This is a genomic window from Cupriavidus yeoncheonensis, from assembly GCF_905397275.1.
In the GTDB taxonomy this organism is placed as follows: Bacteria; Pseudomonadota; Gammaproteobacteria; order Burkholderiales; family Burkholderiaceae; genus Cupriavidus; species Cupriavidus yeoncheonensis.
In genome coordinates, this window is sequence record NZ_CAJPUY010000002.1 from 247,482 (window position 1) to 269,104 (window position 21,623).

Below are 21,623 nucleotides of genomic sequence, written 5' to 3' on the forward strand. Positions count from 1 at the left end.
TCCCGACGATGTCCTGCCCCATGCCGTCTCCTTCCTTTGCCATCCGCCCCGCCACGCCCGCCGACAGCACCACGCTGTTCCGCCTGATCTCGGCACTGGCCGAATACGAAAAGCTGACCCATCTGGTCGAGGCCACGCCGCAGAAGCTGGAACAGGCCGTTGTTCGGCGCGCAGCCGCAGGCCGAGGCCGTGCTGGTCGAAGCCCATACGCCCGATGGCGCGCAGCCCGTCGGCTTCGCGCTGTTCTTCCACAATTTCTCGACTTTCCTGGCCAAACCCGGCCTGTACCTCGAAGACCTGTTCGTCGAACCGGCGTGGCGCGGGCATGGCCTTGGCAAGGCGCTGCTCAGGCACCTGGCGGCGCTGGCCGTGGAGCGCGGCTGCGGCCGCTTCGAATGGTCGGTGCTCGACTGGAACACGCCGTCCATCGAGTTCTACAAGGCGATGGGCGCGGACGTGATGCCGGACTGGCGCATCTGCCGCGTCACCGGCGACGCGCTGGCCCGCCTTGGCACGCCGGACTGATCCCGGCTATCGCCTATTGCGGCGAGGCATCGCGCTCGCCGCTGATCTCCGCCGCCACCCGCTCGACGCAGCGGATCGCTTTCACCGCCATCGGTGAGGGCGTCCGGTTGCGCAGGCTCACGATGCCCATGCCGGCCTTCATCGCCGGCAATCCCTCCACGTCCAGCGCAACCAGTTCGCCGGAGGCCAGCTCCGCCCGGACCGACGCATCGGTTGCGCCAAGCACCATGTCCGTGGACAAGGTGACCGCGCGGATCACGGCGAAGTCGTCGCACTCCAGCGCCAGCACGGCCTGCTGGCCGGCCGGCAAGCCGAGCGCGCGGGAGAACGCCGCCTTCACCACGCGGGGCGCCTTGACGCCCGCGACACCGTACTGCCAGGCCTCGGCGATCGTGCATGCCGCACCGGCCAGCGGATGCCCCACACGGACAAAGAAGCGCGCGGACTGACCCGGCAGCGGGCGAACGTCGAGCGACGCGTCCTCCGGCAGGTCGCGCACGTCGGCGACGAAGAATTCGATGTCCTCCGCGCGCAGGCGCTCCAGCAGCAGGACCCAGTTGCTCTCCTCGACACGCAACGAGACCTGCGGATGCTGGCGCCGCAGCTCCGACAGCACCCGCGGCATCAGCGTCACGGCCGGAAACGGTCCGACGCCGAACGCCGTGTCGCCGAGCTGGGTGTCCCGGTAAAGAGCGACATCGCGCTGCATGCAGCGCGCCTCGAACAGCAGCCGCCGCGCGCGTTCGAGCACGAATTCGCCAGCCGGAGTGGGCCGGATGCCACCGGCATCGCGCTCGAAGAGCCGCACGCCGAGATCACTTTCGATCGCCTGGATGCTGCGGCTGAACGCCGGCTGGCTCAGGTGAACCTGTTCTGCGGCGCGGGCGAAGTGCAGCGTGTCGGCGAGGGCGATCACATGGTTGAGCCGGCGAAGGTCCATGGCAATCCTCGTTGCGTATGACACATTAGAACGATGTTGATTATGCATTGGACGCATTGACGGCGCCAACCTAGAGTTTCCGCACACCCAGCACGACCGAAGATATCGGGAGACAACGCGCATGAACCTGCAGCTACAGAACCTGCTGATCGGCAGCATCATCCTTGGCTTTGCCGCCATGGAATTCGCCACGCGGCGCTACCAGCAAAGCGTGCGTGCCGACGCCAACGACACCAAGCTCGAAGTACTGATGTTCGTGAGCCTGATCGCCGTGACGCAGCCGCTCGCGCTGCTAGGCGCCAACTGGCTGTGCAACGGGCTCATGCCCGGCATGCGCGGCGCGTGGTCCCACCTGCCGTGGTGGGCCATGGCCGCGATCCTGCTGGTCGCCGACGACATGACGCAGTACTGGTGGCATCGCGCGTCCCACACACCATGGCTGTGGCCGCTGCATCGCGCGCATCACTCGGCGTCGTACATGAGCATCCGTGTCACGTACCGGAACAACTTCTTCTACTACCTGATGATGCCGGGGCTGTGGAGCGCGGGCGTGCTGCTGTACCTCGGCTTCGGCAAGGTCTATGGCGTGTACATCGTGGTCAAGATGCTGGTGATCCTCGGCGCGCACTGCGCATGGCGCTGGGACGAGCCGCTGTACCGCGTCCGCGTGCTGCGCCCGCTGATGTGGGTGGTGGAAAGGACCATCTCCACGCCGGCCACGCACTGGGCTCACCATGCGCTGACCAATGCCGACGGCATCGGCCACTACAAGGGCAATTTCGGCAACCTGCTGTTCTTCTGGGATGTGCTGTTCGGCACGGCCCACATCACCCGCAAGTACCCGGCAAAGGTCGGGCTGGAGGACGACCGCCGCTTCGGCGCCGAGCACTGGGCCGCACAGATGTTCTACCCGCTGCGCCACTCGCAACGCCAGCATACGGCGCTGCGCTTCGGCGGGCAGGCCTACGGCGACCAGGACGCCGCCACCGATGCCACGGCCGCTGGCAATCCATGACGCGCAGCGCCATCGGCACGACTTGCCGCTTCAACCGGAACCAATCAACAGGAGACCCCGTGGGTGCCATCGACCTGCTTGCCGATCACGTGGTGATGCCGGAGGAATTCAAGGCCTGTTTTGCACGTCAGCGGCAGGCCTATCTCGCCGACCCCGAGCCGGGTCGCGCGCAACGCATCGCCGACCTTGCGATGCTGTCGCGCATGCTGAAGGAAAACCGCGCGCAGATCGTCGAAGCGATCGGACGCGACTACGGCAGCCGCTCCGAGTTCGAGACCCTGTTCGCGGAGTTCTTCGTCGCGCTCGAATCGATCCGCGACGCCCGCAAGCAGTTGCGCAAGTGGATGAAGCCGCAACGGCGCCATATCGACGTGCTGATGTACCCGGGCGCGCGCAACCGCGTCATCCCGCAGCCGCTGGGCGTGGTCGGGGTCATCGTGCCGTGGAATTTTCCGCTCAACCTGGCGTTCTGCCCGCTTGCCGCGATCTTCGCGGCCGGCAACCGGGCCATGGTCAAGATGTCGGAAAACTCGCGCCACCTCGCGCAGTTGCTGGCACGCATCAGCCCTCGATACTTCCCCGAAGACAAGCTGAGGTTCTTCGAAGATGGCGGCGGGCGCGGGCCGGCCTTTTCCTCGCTGCCCTTCGACCACCTGCTGTTCACCGGCTCGGGCGCCACGGGTCGCGCGGTCATGGCCAATGCGGCACGCAACCTCACACCGGTCACGCTGGAACTGGGCGGCAAGGCCCCCGCGATCGTGGCACCGGACTTTCCCGTCCAGACCGCCGCCGAGCGCATCTTGTGGGTCAAGATGTTCAATGCCGGGCAGATCTGCACCAATGTCGACTACGTCTTCCTGCCCGAGGGCACGGTAGACGCGTTCGTCGCGCATGCCAGGCGGCTGATTGCCGGGCGTTTCCCCGATCTGAACAGCAACGACTACACCGCCATCATCGACCAGCGCGCCTATGACCGCTTGCGCGCGACGCTGGAGGATGCCAGGGCAAAGGGTGCCACGATCATAGAGCTTGCCACCGCCGACGCCGCAACGCGCAAGTTCGCGCCGTGCCTCGTGCTCAATCCCGGCGACGACATGCTGGTATCGCAACGCGAGATCTTCGGGCCGATCCTGCCCATCCGTACCTATCGCGACCGGCAGGAAGTGGCGGACTACATCAATGCGCATGACCGGCCGCTGGCGATCTACCCGTTCACGCATGACAAGGCGCTGCAGCAGTACTACATCACGCATGTGATGTCCGGTGGCGTATCGGTGAATGATGCGCTGCTGCACGTGGCGCAGCATGACCTGCCGTTTGGCGGCGTCGGGCCGAGCGGCATGGGGCATTACCACGGCCGGGAGGGGTTCAATACCTTCTCCAAGCTGCGGCCGGTGTTCTATCAGGGGCCGGTGTCGCTGGTGCAGAAGCTGTTTCAGCCGCCGTACGCGGGAAGGGCCATGAAGCTGATGAACCTCCTGACCAGGCTGAAGGGATAGCGTTTCGGGCTCAGGCTTTTTGCCGGGCGGTCCTGTCCGGCGTCGCCCAAAAATCAAAAAGGGCACATGCCATGCATGTGCCCTCTTCAATGACCGTCACAGGCCGGAAAGCCGGCGGATGGCAAGGCCCGCTCAGACCACCACAGTCTGCGCCTGACCTTCCGCGCGCTCGCGGATCTCGCCAATCTGCCACACAGCCTCACCCGCAGCCTGCAGATGGCGGATCGCACGTTCGGCATCTTCCTTCGCCACGATCACCACCATGCCGATACCGCAATTGAACACGCGATGCATTTCGTCGTCCGCCACGCGGCCCTGCGACTGCAGCCACTGGAACAGCGGCGGCAGCGTCCAGGCGTCGCGCTGGAGCACGGCCGTGGTGTTCTGCGGCAGCACGCGCGGCACGTTTTCGGTCAGGCCGCCGCCGGTGATGTGGGCCATGCCCTTGACCGGCAGGGTTTCGATCAGCGACAGCAACGGCTTCACGTAGATATGCGTCGGCGCCATGATGGCGTCCTGCAGGCGCTGGCCGTGGAAATCGGCGTTCAGGTCCGGCTTGGCCACTTCAATGATCTTGCGCACCAGCGAATAGCCGTTGGAATGCGCGCCCGACGAGGCCAGGCCCAGTACCACGTCGCCCGGCTGGATCGTGGTGCCGTCGATGATCTTCTTCTTTTCCACCGCGCCGACCGCGAAGCCGGCCAGGTCGTATTCGCCGTCCGGGTACATGCTCGGCATTTCGGCGGTCTCGCCGCCGATCAGCGCGCAGCCGGACCGTTCACAGCCACGGGCGATGCCCTGGATCACGGTGGCGGCAGTGTCCACATCCAGCTTGCCGCAGGCGAAGTAATCCAGGAAGAACAGCGGCTCGGCACCCTGCACCAGGATGTCATTCACGCTCATGGCCACCAGGTCCTGGCCCACGGTGTCGTGGCGGTTCAGCTGGAACGCCAGCTTGAGCTTGGTGCCCACGCCGTCGGTGCCCGACACCAGCACGGGCTCCTGGTACTTCTTCGACAGTTCGAACAACGCGCCAAAACCGCCGATGCCGGCCATCACGCCTTCGCGCATGGTCCGCTTGGCAAACGGCTTGATGCGGTCGACCAGGGCATCGCCGGCATCGATGTCAACACCGGCATCGCGGTAGGAAAGGCCTGCCTGGCCGGCGGTCGGGGAAGCGCTCATGGGAACCTGCTTGTGTCAGAGGAGATAAAGTGGTGAGTTCGCCGCTCCGGCGGCCCCAGCAACAGCGGGGGGCGGGCGCGAGTCCAGTAGAATCGCGATTTTAACGGATACAGGCGCCCGGCTACCAGTTTCGCCAGTTCCATCCCATGCGCCCATCGATGAACGCTCCCCTGCTGAACCAAGAGACCAAGCGCGTCCTGCTGTGGATTGCGGTCGCTGCGGGCCTGTTTGCGGCCATCGTCGCGCTGGCGCCGATCCTGACGCCGTTCCTGCTGGCGTTCATCTTCGCCTACATCCTGACCCCCGGCGTGGACTGGCTGCAGCGGCGCCGCGTGCCGCGCGCGGTCGGCGTGGCGCTGATGATCCTGCTGCTGGCCGTGGTCGGCGTGGTGCTGGTGCTGCTGCTGATCGCCGTGCTCCAGCGTGAAATCCCGCAGGTCCGCGAGCAGCTCCCGGTGCTGCTGAAAAAGCTCAATGCGGTGGTGGCGCCGCGCCTGGCTGATTTCGGCGTGCGCGTGCGCTTCGATTTCCCGGGCCTGCGCAGCATGCTGTCGGACCGCTTCTCGGCCAGCCCCGAAGACCTGCTGGTGGTGTTGCTGAACTATGCCAAGGTGTCCGGCTCGGCCCTGATCGAGGTCGCCGGCCTGCTGTTCATCGTACCCATCGTCATGTTCTACCTGATGATGGACTGGCACATGGTGATGCGGCGTATCGAAGGCGTGGTGCCGCGCCGCTGGGTGCCGAAGGTGAACGAACTCACCAGCGAGACCGACGTGCTGCTGTCGCAATACCTGCGCGGCCAGATCCTGGTGATGGTGATCCTGGCCTCGATCTATTCGATCGGGCTGACCGTTGCCGGCTTTGACGTCGGCGTGCCCGTGGGCGTGTTCACGGGGCTGGCGGTCTTCATCCCCTATATCGGTTTCGGCGTCGGCCTGGTGCTGGCGATCCTGGCCGCGCTGCTGCAGTTCGGCGACTGGTACGGGCTGGCGGCGGTCGCGGTCGTGTATGGCTTCGGCCAGTTCATCGAGAGCTTCTACCTGACGCCGCGCCTGGTCGGCGAGCGCATCGGGCTGCACCCGCTGGTGGTGATCTTCGCGCTGCTCGCCTTCGGCCAGCTGTTCGGCTTCTTCGGCGTGCTGCTGGCGCTGCCGACATCGGCCGTATTGCTGGTCGGCGCCAGGCAGGTACGCCGCGTGTACCTGGCCAGCGACCTTTATCGGAAATAACGGAAGCAACGGGAAAAATGACGGACAATAGTCGGCTTGAGCCGATTCCAAGCGCACCGCGCGAGCTGTCCCCCGCAAGCAAGCCATACGTCATGTCCCCGCGTCCCAAGCAACTCTCGCTCGAGCTTGGCAGCCCTCCGCCTTCGACCTTCGACAATTTCGTCGTGGCTTCGAATCGCGAGGCGGTGCAGCGCCTGCGCGACCTGCCCAACGCGGTCGCGCAGGAGCGGGCCGTGGACCGGCTGGTCTACCTGTGGGGCGAAGTGGGCTGCGGCCGCACACACCTGCTGCACGCCGTGTGCGAAGCCACGCCCCAGACCGGCATCGACTGCCGCTACCTGAGCCCGCACCATCCGCTGTCGGACTTTTTGTTCGATCCGTCCTGCCAGCTCTATACGGTGGACGATGTCGATCTGCTCGACGAGGCACGCCAGATCGCGGTGTTTTCGCTGTACAACGAAGTCCGCGCGCACGTGCGCACCGCGCTGGTCGTGGCCGGTGGCCTGGCGCCGCGCGCCATGCCGGTGCGTGAAGACCTGCGCACCCGGCTGGGCTGGGGCCTGGTCTATCAGGTGCAGCCGCTGTCGGACGAAGACAAGATGTCCGCGGTGCTGCAGGCGGCACGCGAGCGCGGACTGCAACTCTCCCCGGAAATCACGCACTGGCTGGTGACGCGTCATTACCGCGACATGCCCAGCCTGATGGCGCTGCTCGATGCGCTCGACACATACTCGCTGGAGCGCAAGCGCCCGGTGACCCTGCCCCTGCTTCGCGAAATGTTCGCGGAGTTCCGGGAATAATCGCCACCAGCTTCGATCTGGCCGGAGCGGTCGCGTACCGACCGGTCACCTCCATTAAGGTAAAATCGCGCCCCATGAATCTGGCACTCTTTGATCTCGACCATACCCTGATCCCGACTGACAGCGACCACGAATGGGGCCGCTTCCTGGTGCGCCAGGGCGTTGTCGACGAGGAATCCTACCGCCGCAAGAACGACGAGTTCTATGGCCACTACAAGGCCGGCACCCTGGATATCCAGGCTTTCCTGCGCTTTGCGCTGGCGCCGCTGGCCGCCAACTCGCGCGACCAACTCGACGCCCTGCGCCGGCGCTTCATGCACGAAGTGATCGACCCGGTCATGACGCCGCAGGCCCGCGCGCTGGTCTGCAAGCACCTGGAAGCCGGCGACCTGTGCGCCGTGGTCACCGCCACCAACAGCTTCGTCACGGCGCCGATCGTGGCGGCGTTCGGCATCAAGCACCTGATCGCCACCGAACCGGCGACGGTCGACGGCAAGCCTGAAAGCCGCTTCACCGGCGAGGTCGACGGCGTGCCGAGCTTCCGCGAAGGCAAGATCACCCGCGTCGACGCCTGGCTCAAGAGCCAGGGCGCGCACTGGAACGATTTCGGCACCACCTTCTTTTACAGCGACTCGGTCAACGACCTGCCGCTGCTGGAAAAGGCCAGCGAGCCGATCGCCACCAACCCGGACGATCGCCTGCGCCAGCATGCCGCCGCAGCAGGCTGGCGCATCATGGATCTGTTCTGACGTGATCAAGAAACTCATCAACCGGCTGCTGGGCAATCCTGGCCCCAAGCAGCGCCGCATCGGCCGCGCCCACACGCCGCGCATCGTTACCGTGGAAGAGCACCGCATTGACCCGACGCTGCTGTCGCGCAATGCCGTGAAAGTCACTTCAACGCTGCAACAGGCGGGCTACCAGGCCTTTATCGTCGGCGGCGCGGTGCGCGACGTGCTGCTGGGCATCAAGCCCAAGGATTTCGACGTCGCCACCAATGCCACCCCCGACCAGGTGCAGGCGCTGTTCCGGCGCTCGCGCATCATCGGGCGACGCTTCCAGATCGTCCACGTGACGTTCTATGGCGGGCGCGAGCAGGAGATCATCGAGGTTTCCACGTTCCGCGCGCTGGTCGATGCCGTGGCCAGCGAAACGCTGCCCGAAGGCCGGCGCCTCAAGCGCTCCGAGCTCGACAACAAGACCCATGCGATCGATGCCTCGGGCCGCGTGCTGCGCGACAACGTGTGGGGCTCGCAGGCAGAAGACGCGGAACGCCGCGACTTCACCATCAACGCGATGTACTACGACCCGGCCGCGCAGACCGTGCATGACTACCATCACGGCATGGAAGACATCCGCGCACGCACGCTGCGCATGATCGGCGACCCGGTCACGCGCTACCGCGAGGACCCGGTGCGCATGCTGCGGGTGGTGCGTTTCGCGGCCAAGACCGGCTTCGGCATCGACGAGGCCACGCGCGAGCCGATCACGGGCCTGGCCACGCTCATCCACAACGTGCCCAGCGCGCGCCTGTTTGACGAAATGCTCAAGCTGCTGATGTCCGGCCACGCCTGGGCATCGCTGCAGGAACTGCGCAAGGCCGGCCTGCACCAGGGCCTGCTGCCGCTGCTGGACGTGGCGCTGGAGCAGCCCATGGGCCAGCGCTTCGTGCAGCTGGCGCTGGACAACACCGACCGTCGCGTGCAGGCCGGCAAACCGGTATCGCCGGGCTTCCTGTTCGCCGCGCTGCTGTGGCACCACGTGCTGCAGCACTGGAATGCCGAGCGCGCGCGCGGCGAGCACCCGATCGCGGCCCTCAACACGGCCATGGACGCCGTGCTGGAAAAGCAGACCGGCCAGCTCGCCATCCAGCGCCGCTTCGTCACCGACATGCGCGACATCTGGGGCATGCAGCCGCGTTTCGAGAAGCGCGTGGGCCGCATGCCGTTCCGCCTGCTGGAGTCGCCGCGCTTCCGCGCCGGTTTCGACTTCCTGCACCTGCGCTGCCAGTCCGGCGAAATGCCGGAGGAACTGTCCCGCTGGTGGCAGGACTTCCAGGACGCCGACCCCGACGAGCGCGAAGGCCTGATCGATGGCGCGCGCACGGCGCGTGGCCCGGCGGCCGAAGGCGAAGGCCCGGCGCGCAAGAAGCGCCGCCGACGCGGTCCGCGGAAATCGGATAAAGTTTCTTCCCGGAGCGACACGGAAGCGGGGCAGGAAGTCAATGCCGGCCGCGACCAGCCGGAGGAACATCAATGAAACTCGCCTTCATCGGCATCGGCGCCAACCTGGGCGATGCCCGCCAGGCGCTGAAAGACGCCATCGTGTGCCTGGCCCAGCAGGTCGGCATCACGGTGCTGGCACGGTCCTCGCTGTACCGGACCGCGCCCGTCGATGCCGGTGGCGACGATTACTACAACGCGGTGGTCAAGGTGCAGACCTCGTTCACCGCTGCGCAGCTGCTGCGCATCTGTCACCACATCGAAGACCAGTTCGGCCGTGAACGGCCGTTCCGCAACGCACCGCGCACGCTGGACCTCGACCTGCTGGTGTTCGGCGACGAGCTGCACAACGACGAACAGCTGACGGTGCCGCACCCGCGTGTCACCGTACGTGCCTTTACGCTCGTGCCGCTGCTCGAACTGGCCCCGGAACTCGTGATCCCCGGCATGGGCCCGGCCGTCGACTACCTCGCGGGCGTCGGCGACCAGCGCATCGAGAAGGTTTCCTCCTGCAAGTGCCTGCGGGCGCTGGCGGCCGGCGGCGCCGGCACCGGCGACTGAGCCGCCGGGCAGTCCGACCCGCGCCGGCAACGATATGCTCGAACACCTGCGTCGCATCGTGGTGGAAGGCCCGGTCGGCTCCGGCAAGACCGCGCTGGCCCAACGCCTCGCGCACACGCTGCACGCGGCGGAGCTCCTCGATGGCGCCCGCGCCACCCCCTTCCTGGAACGCTTCTACCGCGAACCTGCACGCTACGCGCTGCCGCTGCAGCTCGCCTGCCTGAACAAGCGCGCCGACCAGCTCCAGCAATGGCAGAACGCCCTGCTGGCCGGGCAGCGCATGGTGACCAACTTCCTCTTCGCACGGGACCGCCTGTACGCTTCCCTGACGCTGCCCGAAGACGAACTGGCGCTCTATGACGCCATTGCCGCCCGGCTGCAGCTGCCACCGCAGCGCACCGACCTCGTGATCATGCTGCAGGCCACCCCGTCCCTGCTGCGCGAGCGCATCGCCCGCCGTGGCGAGCCCGGCGAGGCCACCGGCATCGACGAGCAACACCTGCAACGGCTGACCGACGCCTACGGCGAACTGTTCCATCGCTACGACGAAGCCCCGGTGCTGATCGTGGATACGGCCCATTTCAATCCGGTGGACAACGATGGGGATTTCCGTACACTACTGACGCGCATCGAGAACATGCGCGGACGCAGGGCCTTTCTCAATCTGGCTGCGCCCTGACCCCTCCGGGCCATGACCCGGGGCGGCACATAACCATAGCGACTGCCGCGCCGGCCGCCACAACGCCGGGCGCCTCTCTCCTGACTCGTCACTGCCATGAGCTACCTCCTCGACCCCACCCGCAAGACCGTCACCGTCACCCGCCTGCAGGCCATGCGCGACGCCGGTGAAAAGATCGCCATGCTGACCGCCTACGACTCCAGCTTCGGCGCACTGCTGGACTTCTGCGGCGTGGAAGTCATCCTCGTGGGCGACTCTCTCGGCAACGTGATGCAAGGCCAGCAGACCACGCTGCCCGTGACGCTGGAGCACATGGCCTACCACACCGAATGCGTGGCGCGCGCCAACCAGACCGCGCTGCTGGTGACCGACCTGCCCTTCGGCACCTATGGTACGCCGGAAATGGCCTTTGCCAGCGCGGTCGCGCTGATGCGCGCGGGCGCCCACATGGTCAAGCTCGAAGGCGGCGACTGGCTCGCCCCGACTGTGAAATTCCTGGTCGAACGCAGCATCCCGGTGTGTGCCCACATCGGCCTGACGCCGCAATCCGTGCACGCGTTCGGCGGCTTCAAGGTGCAGGGCAAGACCGACGAAGGCGCGGCCCAGCTCAAGCGCGACGCGCTCGCCATGCAAGCCGCTGGCGCGCAGATCGTACTGATGGAGGCCGTGCCGGCCACGCTGGCCGGCGAGATCACGCAGCAGCTCAAGGTACCGACGATCGGCATCGGCGCCGGTGCCGACTGCTCCGGCCAGGTGCTGGTGCTGCAGGACATGATCAACGTCTACCCGGGTCGCAAGGCCAAGTTCGTGCGCAATTTCATGGACGGCCAGACCTCGATCGAAGGCGCGATCCGTGCCTACGTGGCCGCCGTGAAGGACGGCAGCTTCCCCGCGGCAGAGCACACCTTCTCCGCCTGACCGGTGGAGATCGGCGCCGCCACGCTGGCCGCATTCCGCCTGCTCGCCAGCGGCGACGCGGCGCTCTGGTTCATTGTCTGGACCTCGCTGATGGTGGCGGTGCTGGCGCTGGCCGTCGCCACCGCCCCGGCGGTAGGCGCTGCGTGGCTGATCGCCACGCACCGGTTTCCGGGGCGCCGCGCGGTGGTCGTGGTGGCGCAGGCCTTCCTCTCTTTCCCAACCGTGCTGGTCGGGCTCATCCTCTACCTGCTGCTGACGCGCCAGGGACCGCTGGGCAGCCTGGCGCTGCTGTTCACGCCGGCCGGCATGGTGCTCGGGCAGGCGGTGATCGGCTTTCCCGTGATCCTCGCGTTCTCGCTGTCCACGCTGCAGGGCGCCGACCCGCGCCTGCGCGAAACCGCGCGCGTGCTCGGCGCGGGACGCTGGCGTACGTTCGTCACGGTTGTCCGGGAGCTGCGCTTCGGGCTGATGGCGGCCATCGTGGCGGGCTTCGGCCGCGTGATTGCCGAGGTGGGCTCGGCGCTGATGATCGGCGGGAATATCGAAGGCTCGACGCGCACCATCACCACGGCGATCGCGCTGGAAACGAGCAAAGGCGAATTCGCGCAAGGCATAGCGCTTGGCATCGTACTGGTGGCGCTGGCGCTGCTGGTGAACATTGCCCTGGCCTGGCTGCAGGGCGCCGGAGGCTTCCGCCGATGAACGGTTCGACCACGCCCTTGCTGACCTTGCGCGGACTGTCGCGCTCCATTGGCGCACGCCGGCTGTTCGAGGTCGGCGAACTGGTCTTTCCGCGCGCCACGGCCATCGTGCTGACGGGACAGAACGGCGCGGGCAAGACCACGCTGCTGCGCATGGTCGCCGGCCTGGAGCCTGCGCCTGGTGCCACCGTGCACTGGACCGGCGAAAACGCCGCTGCGCGCAGCGCACCGCTGGACCCGCTGCCTCGCGAACTGCGCGAGCGCATCGCCTACCTGCATCAGCACCCCTACCTGTTCCGCACTTCCGTGCGCGAGAACATCGCCTACGGCCTGCACGCACGCGGGCTGCCGCAGCAGGAGATCACGCGGCGGGTGGATGAGGCCCTGGCATGGGCGGGCGTCGCGCACCTGCAGGACACTGCTCCCGAGCGGCTGTCGGGCGGCGAGGTCCAGCGCGTCGCGCTGGCGCGCGCCAAGGTGCTGGAGCCGGAACTGATGCTGCTCGACGAGCCTACTTCCAGCCTGGACGGCCAGGCACGCGAACAGGTCATTGCGCTCGTTCGCGAACTGGCGGCCGAAGGCCGCACCGTGGTGATGATCTGCCACGACCGCGACCTGATCAATCTGCCTGGCGTGGTGCGGTGGAAGCTGGGCGACGGAATTCTGGATACGCACCATCGGTAGCGGTGCGACCGCTACCCCTGTAGAACAGCCCGCATCGCCCCGCGCAGCGAATTGACTGCCACGATCGCCTGCGCGCGCATCAGCATCGCGCGCGTCACAACTGCCTCGCGGGCGGTGCCATCGAGCAGCGCATCGCCCTCCTCCAGCACCACCGCCCGCATCACGCCGGGCAGGATGTCCGCAACCAGCGGCGGGGTCAGCCATGCGCCGTCGACCTTGACAAACACCGAGCTGCGGCCGCCTTCGAGCAATTCGCCGCGCGTGTTGAAGAACAGCCGATCAAAGCAGCCTTCGCGTTCCGCCGCCTGCCAGCCGGCGTCATAGACCGCGCGCACACTGGTCTTGTGCCGGCGCAGCGGCTCGGCGTCCGGCAGCGGTTCGGCAGCAAGGTCGAGTGCGACGGTCTGCGCGGCCAGCGGCTGCAGCGCACCGCTGGCGAAGGCAAGTTTGCCGGCCTTGTCGACGCTCATCCGCAGGCGCCAGTTGCCGGCGCCAAGACGCGCGGCCTCGGCCTCGACAGCGGCCGCGGCGGCCGCCTTGTCGAAGGCAAACCCGAACGTCGCCGACGATGAGGCCAGGCGCGCAAGATGGCGCTCGCGGCGCAGGCAATGGCCATCCTCGACACGCATGGTCTCGAACAGCGTGAAGCCCGGATCATGGCGGGTCAGGAAGCGTGCCTTCCAGCCGCACTCGGCAAACTCGTCCGCCGCCACGCTGTCGTGCACGATGCCGCCGCCCACGCCCATCTCGCCGGCACGCAAGCCGTCCGCCGCGCGTGGCGACAGCGCCAGCGTGCGGATGGCCACCGACATGGCAAAGCGGCACAAGCCGTGATCGCCGGGGGCTGGCGCGTCCAGCCAGCCGATTGCGCCCGTATAGAGCCCGCGCGGTGCGGCTTCCAGCTCGGCAATGATCTGCATGGTGCGCCGCTTGGGCGCACCGGTGATCGAGCCGCACGGGAACAGTGCGCCGAACAGCTCGCCAAAGCGCGTATCCGGCCGTGCGGTCGCCGTGACGGTCGACGTCATCTGCAGCACGGCGCCGAACGGCTGCACGACGAAGCGGTCGGGCACCGCCACGCTGCCCGGCTGCGCGATGCGGCCCAGGTCGTTGCGCAGCAGGTCGACGATCATCACGTTCTCCGCGCGGTTCTTGGCATCGGCCGCGAGTGCGGCAGCGGCTTGCGCGTCTTTTTCCGCATTGCCCGAAAGCGGCGCGGTGCCCTTCATCGGCCGCGTCACCAGACGGCCATCGCCGTCGTGCTGCACGAACAACTCGGGGGACAGGGACAGTACCCACGTATCGCCGGGCAGGCAGGCCAGCACGCCGAACGGCACAGGCTGTGCGGCGCGCAGCGCCGCATAGAGCGCGCGCGGATCACCGAAGGCCGAGAACGCGAGCCGTTGCGTGAAATTGACCTGGTAGGTGTCGCCGGCCTCGATCCAGGCGTGGATGCGCGCGATCGCGGCATCGAAGGCTTCGCGCGGGGTATCGGCGGCGATATCCATGAGCCCGGCCGGCGACTGTGCGTCCGGCGCCGGCAACCACGTGCGCACGGCATCGCCGTCCAGCCGCCGCATCTCGCGGAACCACAGCAGGCGCACGGCGCCGTCATGAAACGGCAGGCTGCCGTCCGTATGGTCCGTATGGGCAGGCGCACCTACCAGCGCACCGCCGAATTCATAAGGGGCGAACAGCGTGGCATGCCAGCCGCGGCGCCAGCCTTCGGCGAGCAGGGTATCCATCTGCGCGGTGTCGCCACCGGCTGGCAGCAGGACTTCGCGGACCAGGCCGATATACAGGCGCGAGGCCGCTGCGCCGGGCGACGCAGTGGCATCGTCCAGCAGCACGAAAGGTTCGGAATCCGGGCAGGAATCCGGGCAGGAATCCGGGCAGAAATCGGGGCGAGAATGCGGGGAAGGCACGGCGGCAAGCGGGGAAAACGCAGCGCCTGCATTATGCGCTGCCGGCCCGCGTCGCGGGCACAAAAGCAAACCGGCCACGCGCTGGCGTGACCGGTCTTGCGGGGCCTGGCTTAGCTGAAGAAGCTCTTCACCTTGTCCAGCCAGGACTGCTCCTGCGGACTGTGGCGCGAGCCGCCTTCGTGCACCGAGCGGTCGAACTGGCGCAGCATGTCCTTCTGGGCCTCGGTCAGCTTGACCGGCGTCTCCACGTTCACATGCACGTAGAGGTCGCCCGGATAGCCCGAACGCACGCCCTTGATGCCCTTGCTGCGCAGGCGGAAGGTCTTGCCGGACTGCGTCGCCTCGGGCACCGGGAAGGTGGCCTTGCCGTTCAGCGTCGGCACTTCCAGGTCTCCACCCAGCGCCGCGGTGGCGAAGGAGATCGGCATCTGGCAGTGCAGGTCGTCGCCGTCGCGTTCGAACACCGGGTGCGCCTTGATGTGGACTTCCACATACAGGTCGCCCGGCGGGCCGCCGTTGATGCCCGGCTCGCCATTGCCCGACGAGCGGATGCGCATGCCTTCGTCGATGCCGGCCGGAATCTTCACTTCCAGCGTCTTCTGCGACTTCAGCTTGCCCTGGCCGTGGCACTTGGTGCATGGCTTCGGGATGAACTTGCCGCTGCCGTGGCACTTCGGGCAGGTCTGCTGCATCGTGAAGAAGCCCTGCGACACGCGCACCTGGCCGTTGCCGTGGCAGGTCGGGCAGGTTTCCACGCTCGAACCGGGCTCGGCGCCCTTGCCGTGGCAATGGTCGCACTCGTCCCAGTGCGGTACGCGGATCTGGGCCTCGTGGCCGTGGGCAGCCTGCTCCAGCGAGATTTCCATGCTGTAGCGCAGGTCGGCGCCGCGATAGGCCTGCGGACCGCCGCCGCCGCGGCGTCCGCCACCGCCCTGCTGGCCGAAGATGTCGCCGAAGATATCGCCGAAGGCCTCGGCGAACCCGCCGTAGCCGCCGGCGCCGCCGAAGCCGCCCGCCATGTTCGGGTCCACGCCGGCGTGGCCGTACTGGTCGTAGGCCGCCTTCTTCTCCGGGTCGGAAAGCATCTCGTAGGCCTCTTTGACCTCCTTGAATTTTTCCTCGGCATCCTTGCTGTCCGGATTGCGGTCCGGGTGGTACTTCATCGCGAGCTTGCGATAAACCTTCTTGATCTCGTCGTCGCTCGCGTTCTTGCCCACCCCGAGCACTTCGTAGTAGTCACGTTTTGCCATGGTGGCTCATTACCGTTTGGCCCGGAACCGCCACTGCGGCGGCTCCCGGCGAATAGCAAAAAAGCCGAGCGAGGCATCCGACTGCGGTTTCCCGCTGGGTCCGATGTCCTTCGCCCGGCGTCGGGACGGGGCGGCGCCGGCGCATGCCCGCGCCACCGCCCTTCCCGATTACTTCTTGTCGTTGACTTCCTTGAACTCGGCGTCGACCACGTTATCGTCCTGCGGCTGGGCCTGCTGGGCACCGGCACCTGCGGCACCCGCCGCGCCCTGCTCACCGGCCTTCGCCTGCATGTCGGCGTAGACCTTCTCGCCCAGCTTCTGGCTGACTTCCGACAGCGCGGCAACCTTGGCGTCGATCTCGGCCTTGTCGCCACCGCGTGCGGCGTCTTCCAGTTCCTTGATCGCAGCTTCGATCTTTTCCTTCTCGCCGCCGTCCAGCTTGTCGCCGTACTCGGTCAGCGCCTTCTTGGTCGAGTGGATCAGCGCGTCGGCCTGGTTGCGGGCGTCAGCCAGCTCGCGGGCCTTCTTGTCTTCCTCGGCGTTCGCCTCGGCGTCCTTCACCATGCGCTGGATCTCGTCTTCCGACAGGCCCGAATTCGCCTTGATGGTGATCCGGTTTTCCTTGCCGGACGCCTTGTCCTTGGCGCCCACGTGCAGGATGCCGTTGGCGTCGATGTCGAACGACACCTCGATCTGCGGCGTGCCGCGCGGGGCCGGCGGAATGCCTTCGAGGTTGAACTCGCCCAGCAGCTTGTTGCCGGTCGCCATTTCACGCTCGCCCTGGTACACCTTGATGGTCACGGCCGGCTGGTTGTCGTCGGCGGTCGAGAACACCTGCGCATGCTTGGTCGGGATGGTGGTGTTCTTGGTGATCATCTTGGTCATCACGCCGCCCAGGGTTTCGATACCCAGCGACAGCGGCGTCACGTCCAGCAGCAGCACGTCCTTGCGGTCGCCCGACAGCACCGAACCCTGGATCGCGGCACCGACGGCCACGGCTTCGTCCGGGTTCACGTCCTTGCGCGCTTCCTTGCCGAAGAACTCCTTGACCTGTTCCTGCACCTTGGGCATGCGGGTCATGCCGCCGACCAGGATCACGTCGTCGATGTCGCTGACCTTCACGCCCGCATCCTTGATCGCGGTGCGGCACGGCTCGATGGTGCGCGTGATCAGCTCTTCCACCAGGGATTCGAGCTTGGCGCGGGTCATCTTCAGGTTCAAGTGCTTCGGACCCGAGGCATCGGCCGTGATGTACGGCAGGTTGATCTCGGTCTGCTGCGAGCTCGACAGTTCGATCTTGGCCTTTTCAGCGGCTTCCTTCAGGCGCTGCAGTGCCAGCACGTCCTTCGACAGGTCGACGCCCTGGTCCTTCTTGAACTCGGCGATGATGTAGTCGATGATGCGCTGGTCGAAGTCTTCGCCGCCCAGGAAGGTGTCGCCGTTGGTCGACAGCACTTCGAACTGCTTCTCGCCGTCCACGTCCGCGATCTCGATGATCGAGATGTCGAAGGTGCCACCGCCGAGGTCATACACGGCGATCTTGCGGTCGCCCTTCTCGTTCTTGTCCAGGCCGAAGGCCAGCGCGGCCGCGGTCGGCTCGTTGATGATGCGCTTGACGTCCAGGCCGGCGATGCGGCCGGCGTCCTTGGTGGCCTGGCGCTGCGAGTCATTGAAGTACGCGGGCACCGTGATCACGGCCTCGGTCACCGGCTCGCCCAGGTAGTCCTCGGCGGTCTTCTTCATCTTGCGCAGCACTTCGGCGGAAACCTGCGGCGGCGCCAGCTTCTGGTCGCGCACGCCCACCCATGCGTCGCCGTTGTCGGCCTTGACGATGGCATACGGCATCAGGCCGATGTCCTTCTGGACTTCCTTCTCTTCGAACTTGCGGCCGATCAGGCGCTTCACGGCATACAGCGTGTTGCGCGGATTGGTAACGGCCTGGCGCTTGGCGGGGGCACCGACCAGGATCTCGCCGTCTTCCATGTAGGCGATGATCGAAGGGGTGGTGCGAGTACCTTCCGAATTTTCGATGACCTTGGGCGTGTTGCCTTCCAGGATCGATACGCAGCTATTGGTGGTACCGAGGTCGATACCGATGATCTTACCCATTTATTCTCTCCTATTGAGCCATCGCTATGCGCGCGGCTGCAATTCATCCTGAGTGCGAAATGTGGCCGTCCAAGGCCATTTCAAGGGCGGAACCTGCAAATCCGAGTAATTTTCTCGGTTACTTCCGTCCGATCAACGGCGCGCCCGCGTCCGGCCTTGAGCGATACGCTGCGCAAGGCCATTGCAAACGATCCGCGGCGGCAAAAAGCAGTCCTTCAATCACTTTTTTTCGGGATATTTGCCGTATCGCGCCCGCGCTGCCACAGCACGTCGCTCCCCCCGTCGACGCGATTGAGCACCCGGGCCAGCACGAACATCAGGTCGGACAGCCGGTTCAGGTACTGGCGCGGTGCTTCATTGAGCGCCTCCATGGCGCCAAGCGCGACCAGCGCACGCTCGGCGCGCCGGCAGACGGTGCGGCAGATATGGGCCAGCGCGGCGGCCCGGCTGCCGCCGGGCAGGATGAACTCGGCCAGGCGCGGCAGTCCGGCGTTGTAGTGGTCCAGCCAGGCGTCGAGCTGCGCCACCTGCCCGGGCTGGAGCAAGGTATAGCCGGGGATGGAGAGTTCGCCACCGAGGTCGAACAGGTCATGCTGGATGTGCAGCAGCGCATCGCGCACGTCGGCCGGCAGCGCTTCGGTGAGCAGCACCCCGATCTGCGAATTGAGTTCGTCCACGTCGCCGATGGCGGCGATGCGCAGGCTGTCCTTGCCCGTGCGGCTGCCGTCGCCGAGGCCGGTGGTGCCGGCGTCGCCGGTGCGGGTGGCAATCTTGGACAGGCGGTGGCCCATGCCGGTCTCCTCTGGAAGTCTTGGGGATGGCGCGCATTATGGCGTGCTTTGCCTCCCGCGCGAACGGCTCGCGCCGCAAGGGAATTCCGATCGTCCCGGACTGGCGCGGGGGTGCATCCGGCGCCGCGCGGCGTAGAATGGCGGCATTCGCCAATCAACAATCGGGTCGCGCTCCTTCCGCCGCCACACCCGCCGCCGACACCCCGCCGACGGTTCCGGAAGCCTGGCTGCACGCCGCGGCGACCCGCCGGAGACCTGCATGAACCACCCCACGCCACACGCCGCCCTGGCACGCCGCCCCTTGCCGCCCGCCCTGCGTGACGCGCTGCAGGCCCGCTTCGGCGACCGCTTCTCGACCTCGGCCGGCGTCTGCGAGCACCATGGCCGCGATGAATCGCCGTTCCCGCCGGCGCTGCCGGACGGCGTCGTGTTCGCCCACAGCACCGAGGAAGTCGCCGAGGTCGCGCGCCTTTGCAACCAGCACGGCGTGCCGCTGATCGCCTACGGCGCGGGCTCTTCGCTCGAAGGGCATCTGCTGGCCGTAGCCGGCGGCATCAGCCTGGACCTGTCGCAAATGAACCGGGTGCTGGCGATCCAGCCGGAAGACCTGACCGTGACCGTGCAGCCGGGCGTCACGCGCAAGCAGCTGAACCAGGAGATCAAGGATACGGGCCTGTTCTTCCCGATCGACCCGGGCGCCGACGCGTCGCTGGGCGGCATGTGCGCCACGCGGGCCTCCGGGACCAATGCGGTGCGCTATGGCACCATGCGCGAGAACGTGCTGGCACTGACCGTGGTGACCGCCGACGGACGCGTGATCCGCACCGGCACGCAGGCACGCAAGTCGTCGGCGGGCTATGACCTGACGCGCCTGTTCGTCGGCAGCGAGGGGACGCTGGGCATCATCACCGAGGTGACCGTGCGCCTGTACCCGCAGCCCGAGGCGATTTCCGCCGCGGTCTGCGCGTTCCCGAGCATGAGCAGCGCGGTGCAGGCCGTGATCCAGACCATCCAGCTTGGCGTGCCGGTCGCGCGCGTCGAGTTCGTCGATGCGCTGGCCATCCGCGCCATCAACCGGCACGACAACCTGACGCTGCCGGAAATGCCGCACCTGTTCTTCGAGTTCCACGGCACCGGGGCCGGCGTGCGCGAGCAGGCCGAGACCGTGCAGCAGATCACCGCCGAGCATGGCGGCCAGGACTTCGAATGGGCCACGCGGCCCGAAGACCGCAGCCGCCTGTGGAACGCGCGCCATACCGCCTACTTCGCCATGCTGCAGCTCAAGCCCGGCTGCCGCGCGGTGACCACCGACGTGTGCGTGCCGATCTCGCGCCTGGCGGATTGCGTCGCCGAGACCGAGCAGGACCTGATCGCCTCGTCGCTGCCCTGCCCGATCGTCGGCCATGTCGGCGACGGCAATTTCCACGTGGCGATCCTGGTCGACCCCGGCAAGCCGGAAGAGATGGCCGAGGCCGAGGACATCAACCGCCGCATCGTCGAGCGCGCGCTGGCGATGGGCGGCACCTGCACCGGCGAGCATGGCGTGGGCCTGCACAAAATGGATTTCCTGGTGCGCGAGCACGGCGAGGATGCGCTGGACCTGATGCGCGTGATCAAGCAAGCGCTCGATCCCAACGGCATCCTGAACCCGGGCAAGATCTTCCGCTCCGTGCGCGGCCCGGCCGGCTGAGCGGGATGGCGTCGATGTTCAACCGCGTCCCGCCGCTGCACCTGCTGGTGGCCTTCGAAGCCGCGGCGCGCCTGGGCAGTTTCGCGCGCGCGGCCGAAGAGCTGTCGGTCACGCCCAGCGCGGTGTCGCATCGCATCAAGAACCTCGAAGAACTCTGGGGCGAAGACCTGTTCGTGCGTTCGAACGCCGCGCTGCGCCTGACCGCGGCCGGCACGCGCTACCTGCGCAACGTGCAGGACGCGCTCAAGTCGCTCAACGAACTGGCGCGGCCCGAGTACAACAAGCTGCGCACGCGCCTGCGCGTGGCGATCCCGCCGACCTTCGGGCGCCAGCACCTGGTGCCACGCCTGCCCGAGTTCGGCGCGCTGTACCCGCATATCGACATCGAACTGCACCTGGCCATCCCGTTCCTGGACGTGAAGGCCGAGGACAGCGATGTCGAGATCCGCTACGGCACCGGCCGCTACCCGGACCTGAAGACCACCAGGCTGCTGGTCGAGCCCGTGTTCCCGGCCTGCGGGCGCGAGTACTACGAGCGCGTCAACGGCCGCGCCATCACCAGGCCTGAACACCTGCACGGCCTGGTGCTGCTGCGCAGCCCGCTGGAGCCCTGGAAGCCGTGGTTCGAGACCGCCGGCCTGGACTGGCCCGAGCCGCAGACCGGACCGCAGTTCAACGATATCGGCCTGATGCTGGAAGCGATCGCCTCGAACCAGGGGGTGGCGCTGGTGCGCCAGCGCATGGCGCGGCACTGGCTGTCGCTGGGGCAGATGGTGCGGCTGCTCGATGTCGAATCGGTCTCGCCGCACGGCTACTACATCGTCGAACGCGAACACGCGCCGCTCAAGCCCGAGGCGCGCTACTTCGTCGACTGGCTGTTGAGCCTGGACTGGTAAGGAC

General features: G+C 67.0%; 19 protein-coding genes and 1 pseudogene. 14 read left to right on the forward strand and 6 right to left on the reverse strand.

The genetic code is table 11. From position 1 onward, the window contains the following. The first annotated feature begins 20 nt into the window (after window positions 1-20). Window positions 21-525, forward strand: a pseudogene (locus KHO22_RS03380) (N-acetyltransferase family protein). 13 nt (window positions 526-538) lie between these two features. Here the strand turns inward: KHO22_RS03380 and KHO22_RS03385 are convergent. Next, the gene (locus tag KHO22_RS03385) at window positions 539-1,465 is read right to left on the reverse strand and encodes a LysR family transcriptional regulator (RefSeq protein WP_211945687.1); all 927 of its coding nucleotides are present in this window, start codon (window positions 1,463-1,465) and stop codon (window positions 539-541) included. Window positions 1,466-1,586: 121 nt separating this feature from the next. Between KHO22_RS03385 and KHO22_RS03390 the strand changes: the two genes are divergently transcribed. Both KHO22_RS03390 and KHO22_RS03395 read left to right on the forward strand, forming a co-directional pair. Further along, entirely contained in the window at window positions 1,587-2,480 is an 894-nt protein-coding gene (locus KHO22_RS03390) for a sterol desaturase family protein (protein WP_211945688.1), read from the forward strand. A 59-nt stretch (window positions 2,481-2,539) separates the two neighbouring features. Beyond that, the gene (locus KHO22_RS03395; RefSeq protein ID WP_230426732.1) at window positions 2,540-3,979 is read left to right on the forward strand and encodes a coniferyl aldehyde dehydrogenase; all 1,440 of its coding nucleotides are present in this window, start codon (window positions 2,540-2,542) and stop codon (window positions 3,977-3,979) included. Between the two features lie 132 nt (window positions 3,980-4,111). On the opposite strand, the gene purM is transcribed toward KHO22_RS03395, so the two are convergent. Further along, the gene (purM, locus tag KHO22_RS03400; RefSeq protein ID WP_211945689.1) at window positions 4,112-5,164 is read right to left on the reverse strand and encodes a phosphoribosylformylglycinamidine cyclo-ligase; all 1,053 of its coding nucleotides are present in this window, start codon (window positions 5,162-5,164) and stop codon (window positions 4,112-4,114) included. A 158-nt stretch (window positions 5,165-5,322) separates the two neighbouring features. Between purM and KHO22_RS03405 the strand changes: the two genes are divergently transcribed. From KHO22_RS03405 to KHO22_RS03445, 9 genes are all read left to right on the forward strand, one after another. After that, window positions 5,323-6,393, forward strand: coding sequence for an AI-2E family transporter (locus KHO22_RS03405; protein ID WP_211945690.1), 1,071 nt, complete (start codon window positions 5,323-5,325; stop codon window positions 6,391-6,393). Window positions 6,394-6,485: 92 nt separating this feature from the next. Then, the gene (hda, locus tag KHO22_RS03410) at window positions 6,486-7,193 is read left to right on the forward strand and encodes a DnaA regulatory inactivator Hda (RefSeq protein WP_211945691.1); all 708 of its coding nucleotides are present in this window, start codon (window positions 6,486-6,488) and stop codon (window positions 7,191-7,193) included. 74 nt (window positions 7,194-7,267) lie between these two features. Further along, window positions 7,268-7,942: a histidinol-phosphatase gene (locus tag KHO22_RS03415; protein WP_211945692.1), complete on the forward strand. Its 675-nt coding sequence runs from the start codon at window positions 7,268-7,270 to the stop codon at window positions 7,940-7,942. A gap of 1 nt (window position 7,943) precedes the next feature. Beyond that, a complete protein-coding gene (gene pcnB / locus KHO22_RS03420; protein WP_211945693.1) occupies window positions 7,944-9,452 on the forward strand; it encodes a polynucleotide adenylyltransferase PcnB in 1,509 nt (502 codons plus the stop codon). Next, a complete protein-coding gene (gene folK / locus KHO22_RS03425) occupies window positions 9,449-9,976 on the forward strand; it encodes a 2-amino-4-hydroxy-6-hydroxymethyldihydropteridine diphosphokinase (protein ID WP_211945694.1) in 528 nt (175 codons plus the stop codon). Before pcnB ends, folK begins: the two co-directional genes overlap by 4 nt. Before the next feature lie 34 nt (window positions 9,977-10,010). Further along, entirely contained in the window at window positions 10,011-10,655 is a 645-nt protein-coding gene (locus KHO22_RS03430) for a deoxynucleoside kinase (RefSeq protein ID WP_211945695.1), read from the forward strand. A gap of 96 nt (window positions 10,656-10,751) precedes the next feature. Beyond that, window positions 10,752-11,573: a 3-methyl-2-oxobutanoate hydroxymethyltransferase gene (gene panB, locus KHO22_RS03435; protein ID WP_211945696.1), complete on the forward strand. Its 822-nt coding sequence runs from the start codon at window positions 10,752-10,754 to the stop codon at window positions 11,571-11,573. 3 nt (window positions 11,574-11,576) lie between these two features. Continuing rightward, window positions 11,577-12,275 (forward strand): ABC transporter permease, encoded by a 699-nt coding sequence (locus KHO22_RS03440; RefSeq protein WP_211945697.1) that lies wholly within the window; start codon window positions 11,577-11,579, stop codon window positions 12,273-12,275. Further along, window positions 12,272-12,958 (forward strand): energy-coupling factor ABC transporter ATP-binding protein, encoded by a 687-nt coding sequence (locus KHO22_RS03445; protein ID WP_211945698.1) that lies wholly within the window; start codon window positions 12,272-12,274, stop codon window positions 12,956-12,958. The genes KHO22_RS03440 and KHO22_RS03445 overlap by 4 nt, the downstream gene beginning before the upstream one ends. Window positions 12,959-12,969: 11 nt before the next feature. On the opposite strand, the gene KHO22_RS03450 is transcribed toward KHO22_RS03445, so the two are convergent. From KHO22_RS03450 to KHO22_RS03465, 4 genes are all read right to left on the reverse strand, one after another. Then, on the reverse strand, window positions 12,970-14,703 hold the full coding sequence (locus tag KHO22_RS03450; protein ID WP_420839573.1) for a chorismate-binding protein: 1,734 nt from the start codon (window positions 14,701-14,703) through the stop codon (window positions 12,970-12,972). Between the two features lie 290 nt (window positions 14,704-14,993). After that, a complete protein-coding gene (dnaJ, locus tag KHO22_RS03455; protein WP_211945700.1) occupies window positions 14,994-16,133 on the reverse strand; it encodes a molecular chaperone DnaJ in 1,140 nt (379 codons plus the stop codon). A gap of 168 nt (window positions 16,134-16,301) precedes the next feature. Beyond that, entirely contained in the window at window positions 16,302-18,242 is a 1,941-nt protein-coding gene (dnaK, locus tag KHO22_RS03460) for a molecular chaperone DnaK (RefSeq protein WP_211945701.1), read from the reverse strand. A 215-nt stretch (window positions 18,243-18,457) separates the two neighbouring features. Then, window positions 18,458-19,033, reverse strand: coding sequence for a cob(I)yrinic acid a,c-diamide adenosyltransferase (locus KHO22_RS03465; RefSeq protein WP_211945702.1), 576 nt, complete (start codon window positions 19,031-19,033; stop codon window positions 18,458-18,460). A gap of 259 nt (window positions 19,034-19,292) precedes the next feature. Here KHO22_RS03465 and KHO22_RS03470 point away from each other — a divergent pair, with 259 nt between their 5' ends. Both KHO22_RS03470 and KHO22_RS03475 read left to right on the forward strand, forming a co-directional pair. After that, window positions 19,293-20,723 carry an FAD-binding oxidoreductase gene (locus KHO22_RS03470; RefSeq protein ID WP_211945703.1) on the forward strand — a complete coding sequence of 477 codons (1,431 nt, stop codon included), beginning with the start codon at window positions 19,293-19,295 and terminating at the stop codon, window positions 20,721-20,723. A 5-nt stretch (window positions 20,724-20,728) separates the two neighbouring features. Then, complete coding sequence (locus tag KHO22_RS03475) at window positions 20,729-21,619, forward strand: LysR substrate-binding domain-containing protein (protein WP_211945704.1); 891 nt, start codon at window positions 20,729-20,731, stop codon at window positions 21,617-21,619. The last annotated feature ends 4 nt before the right edge of the window (window positions 21,620-21,623 follow it).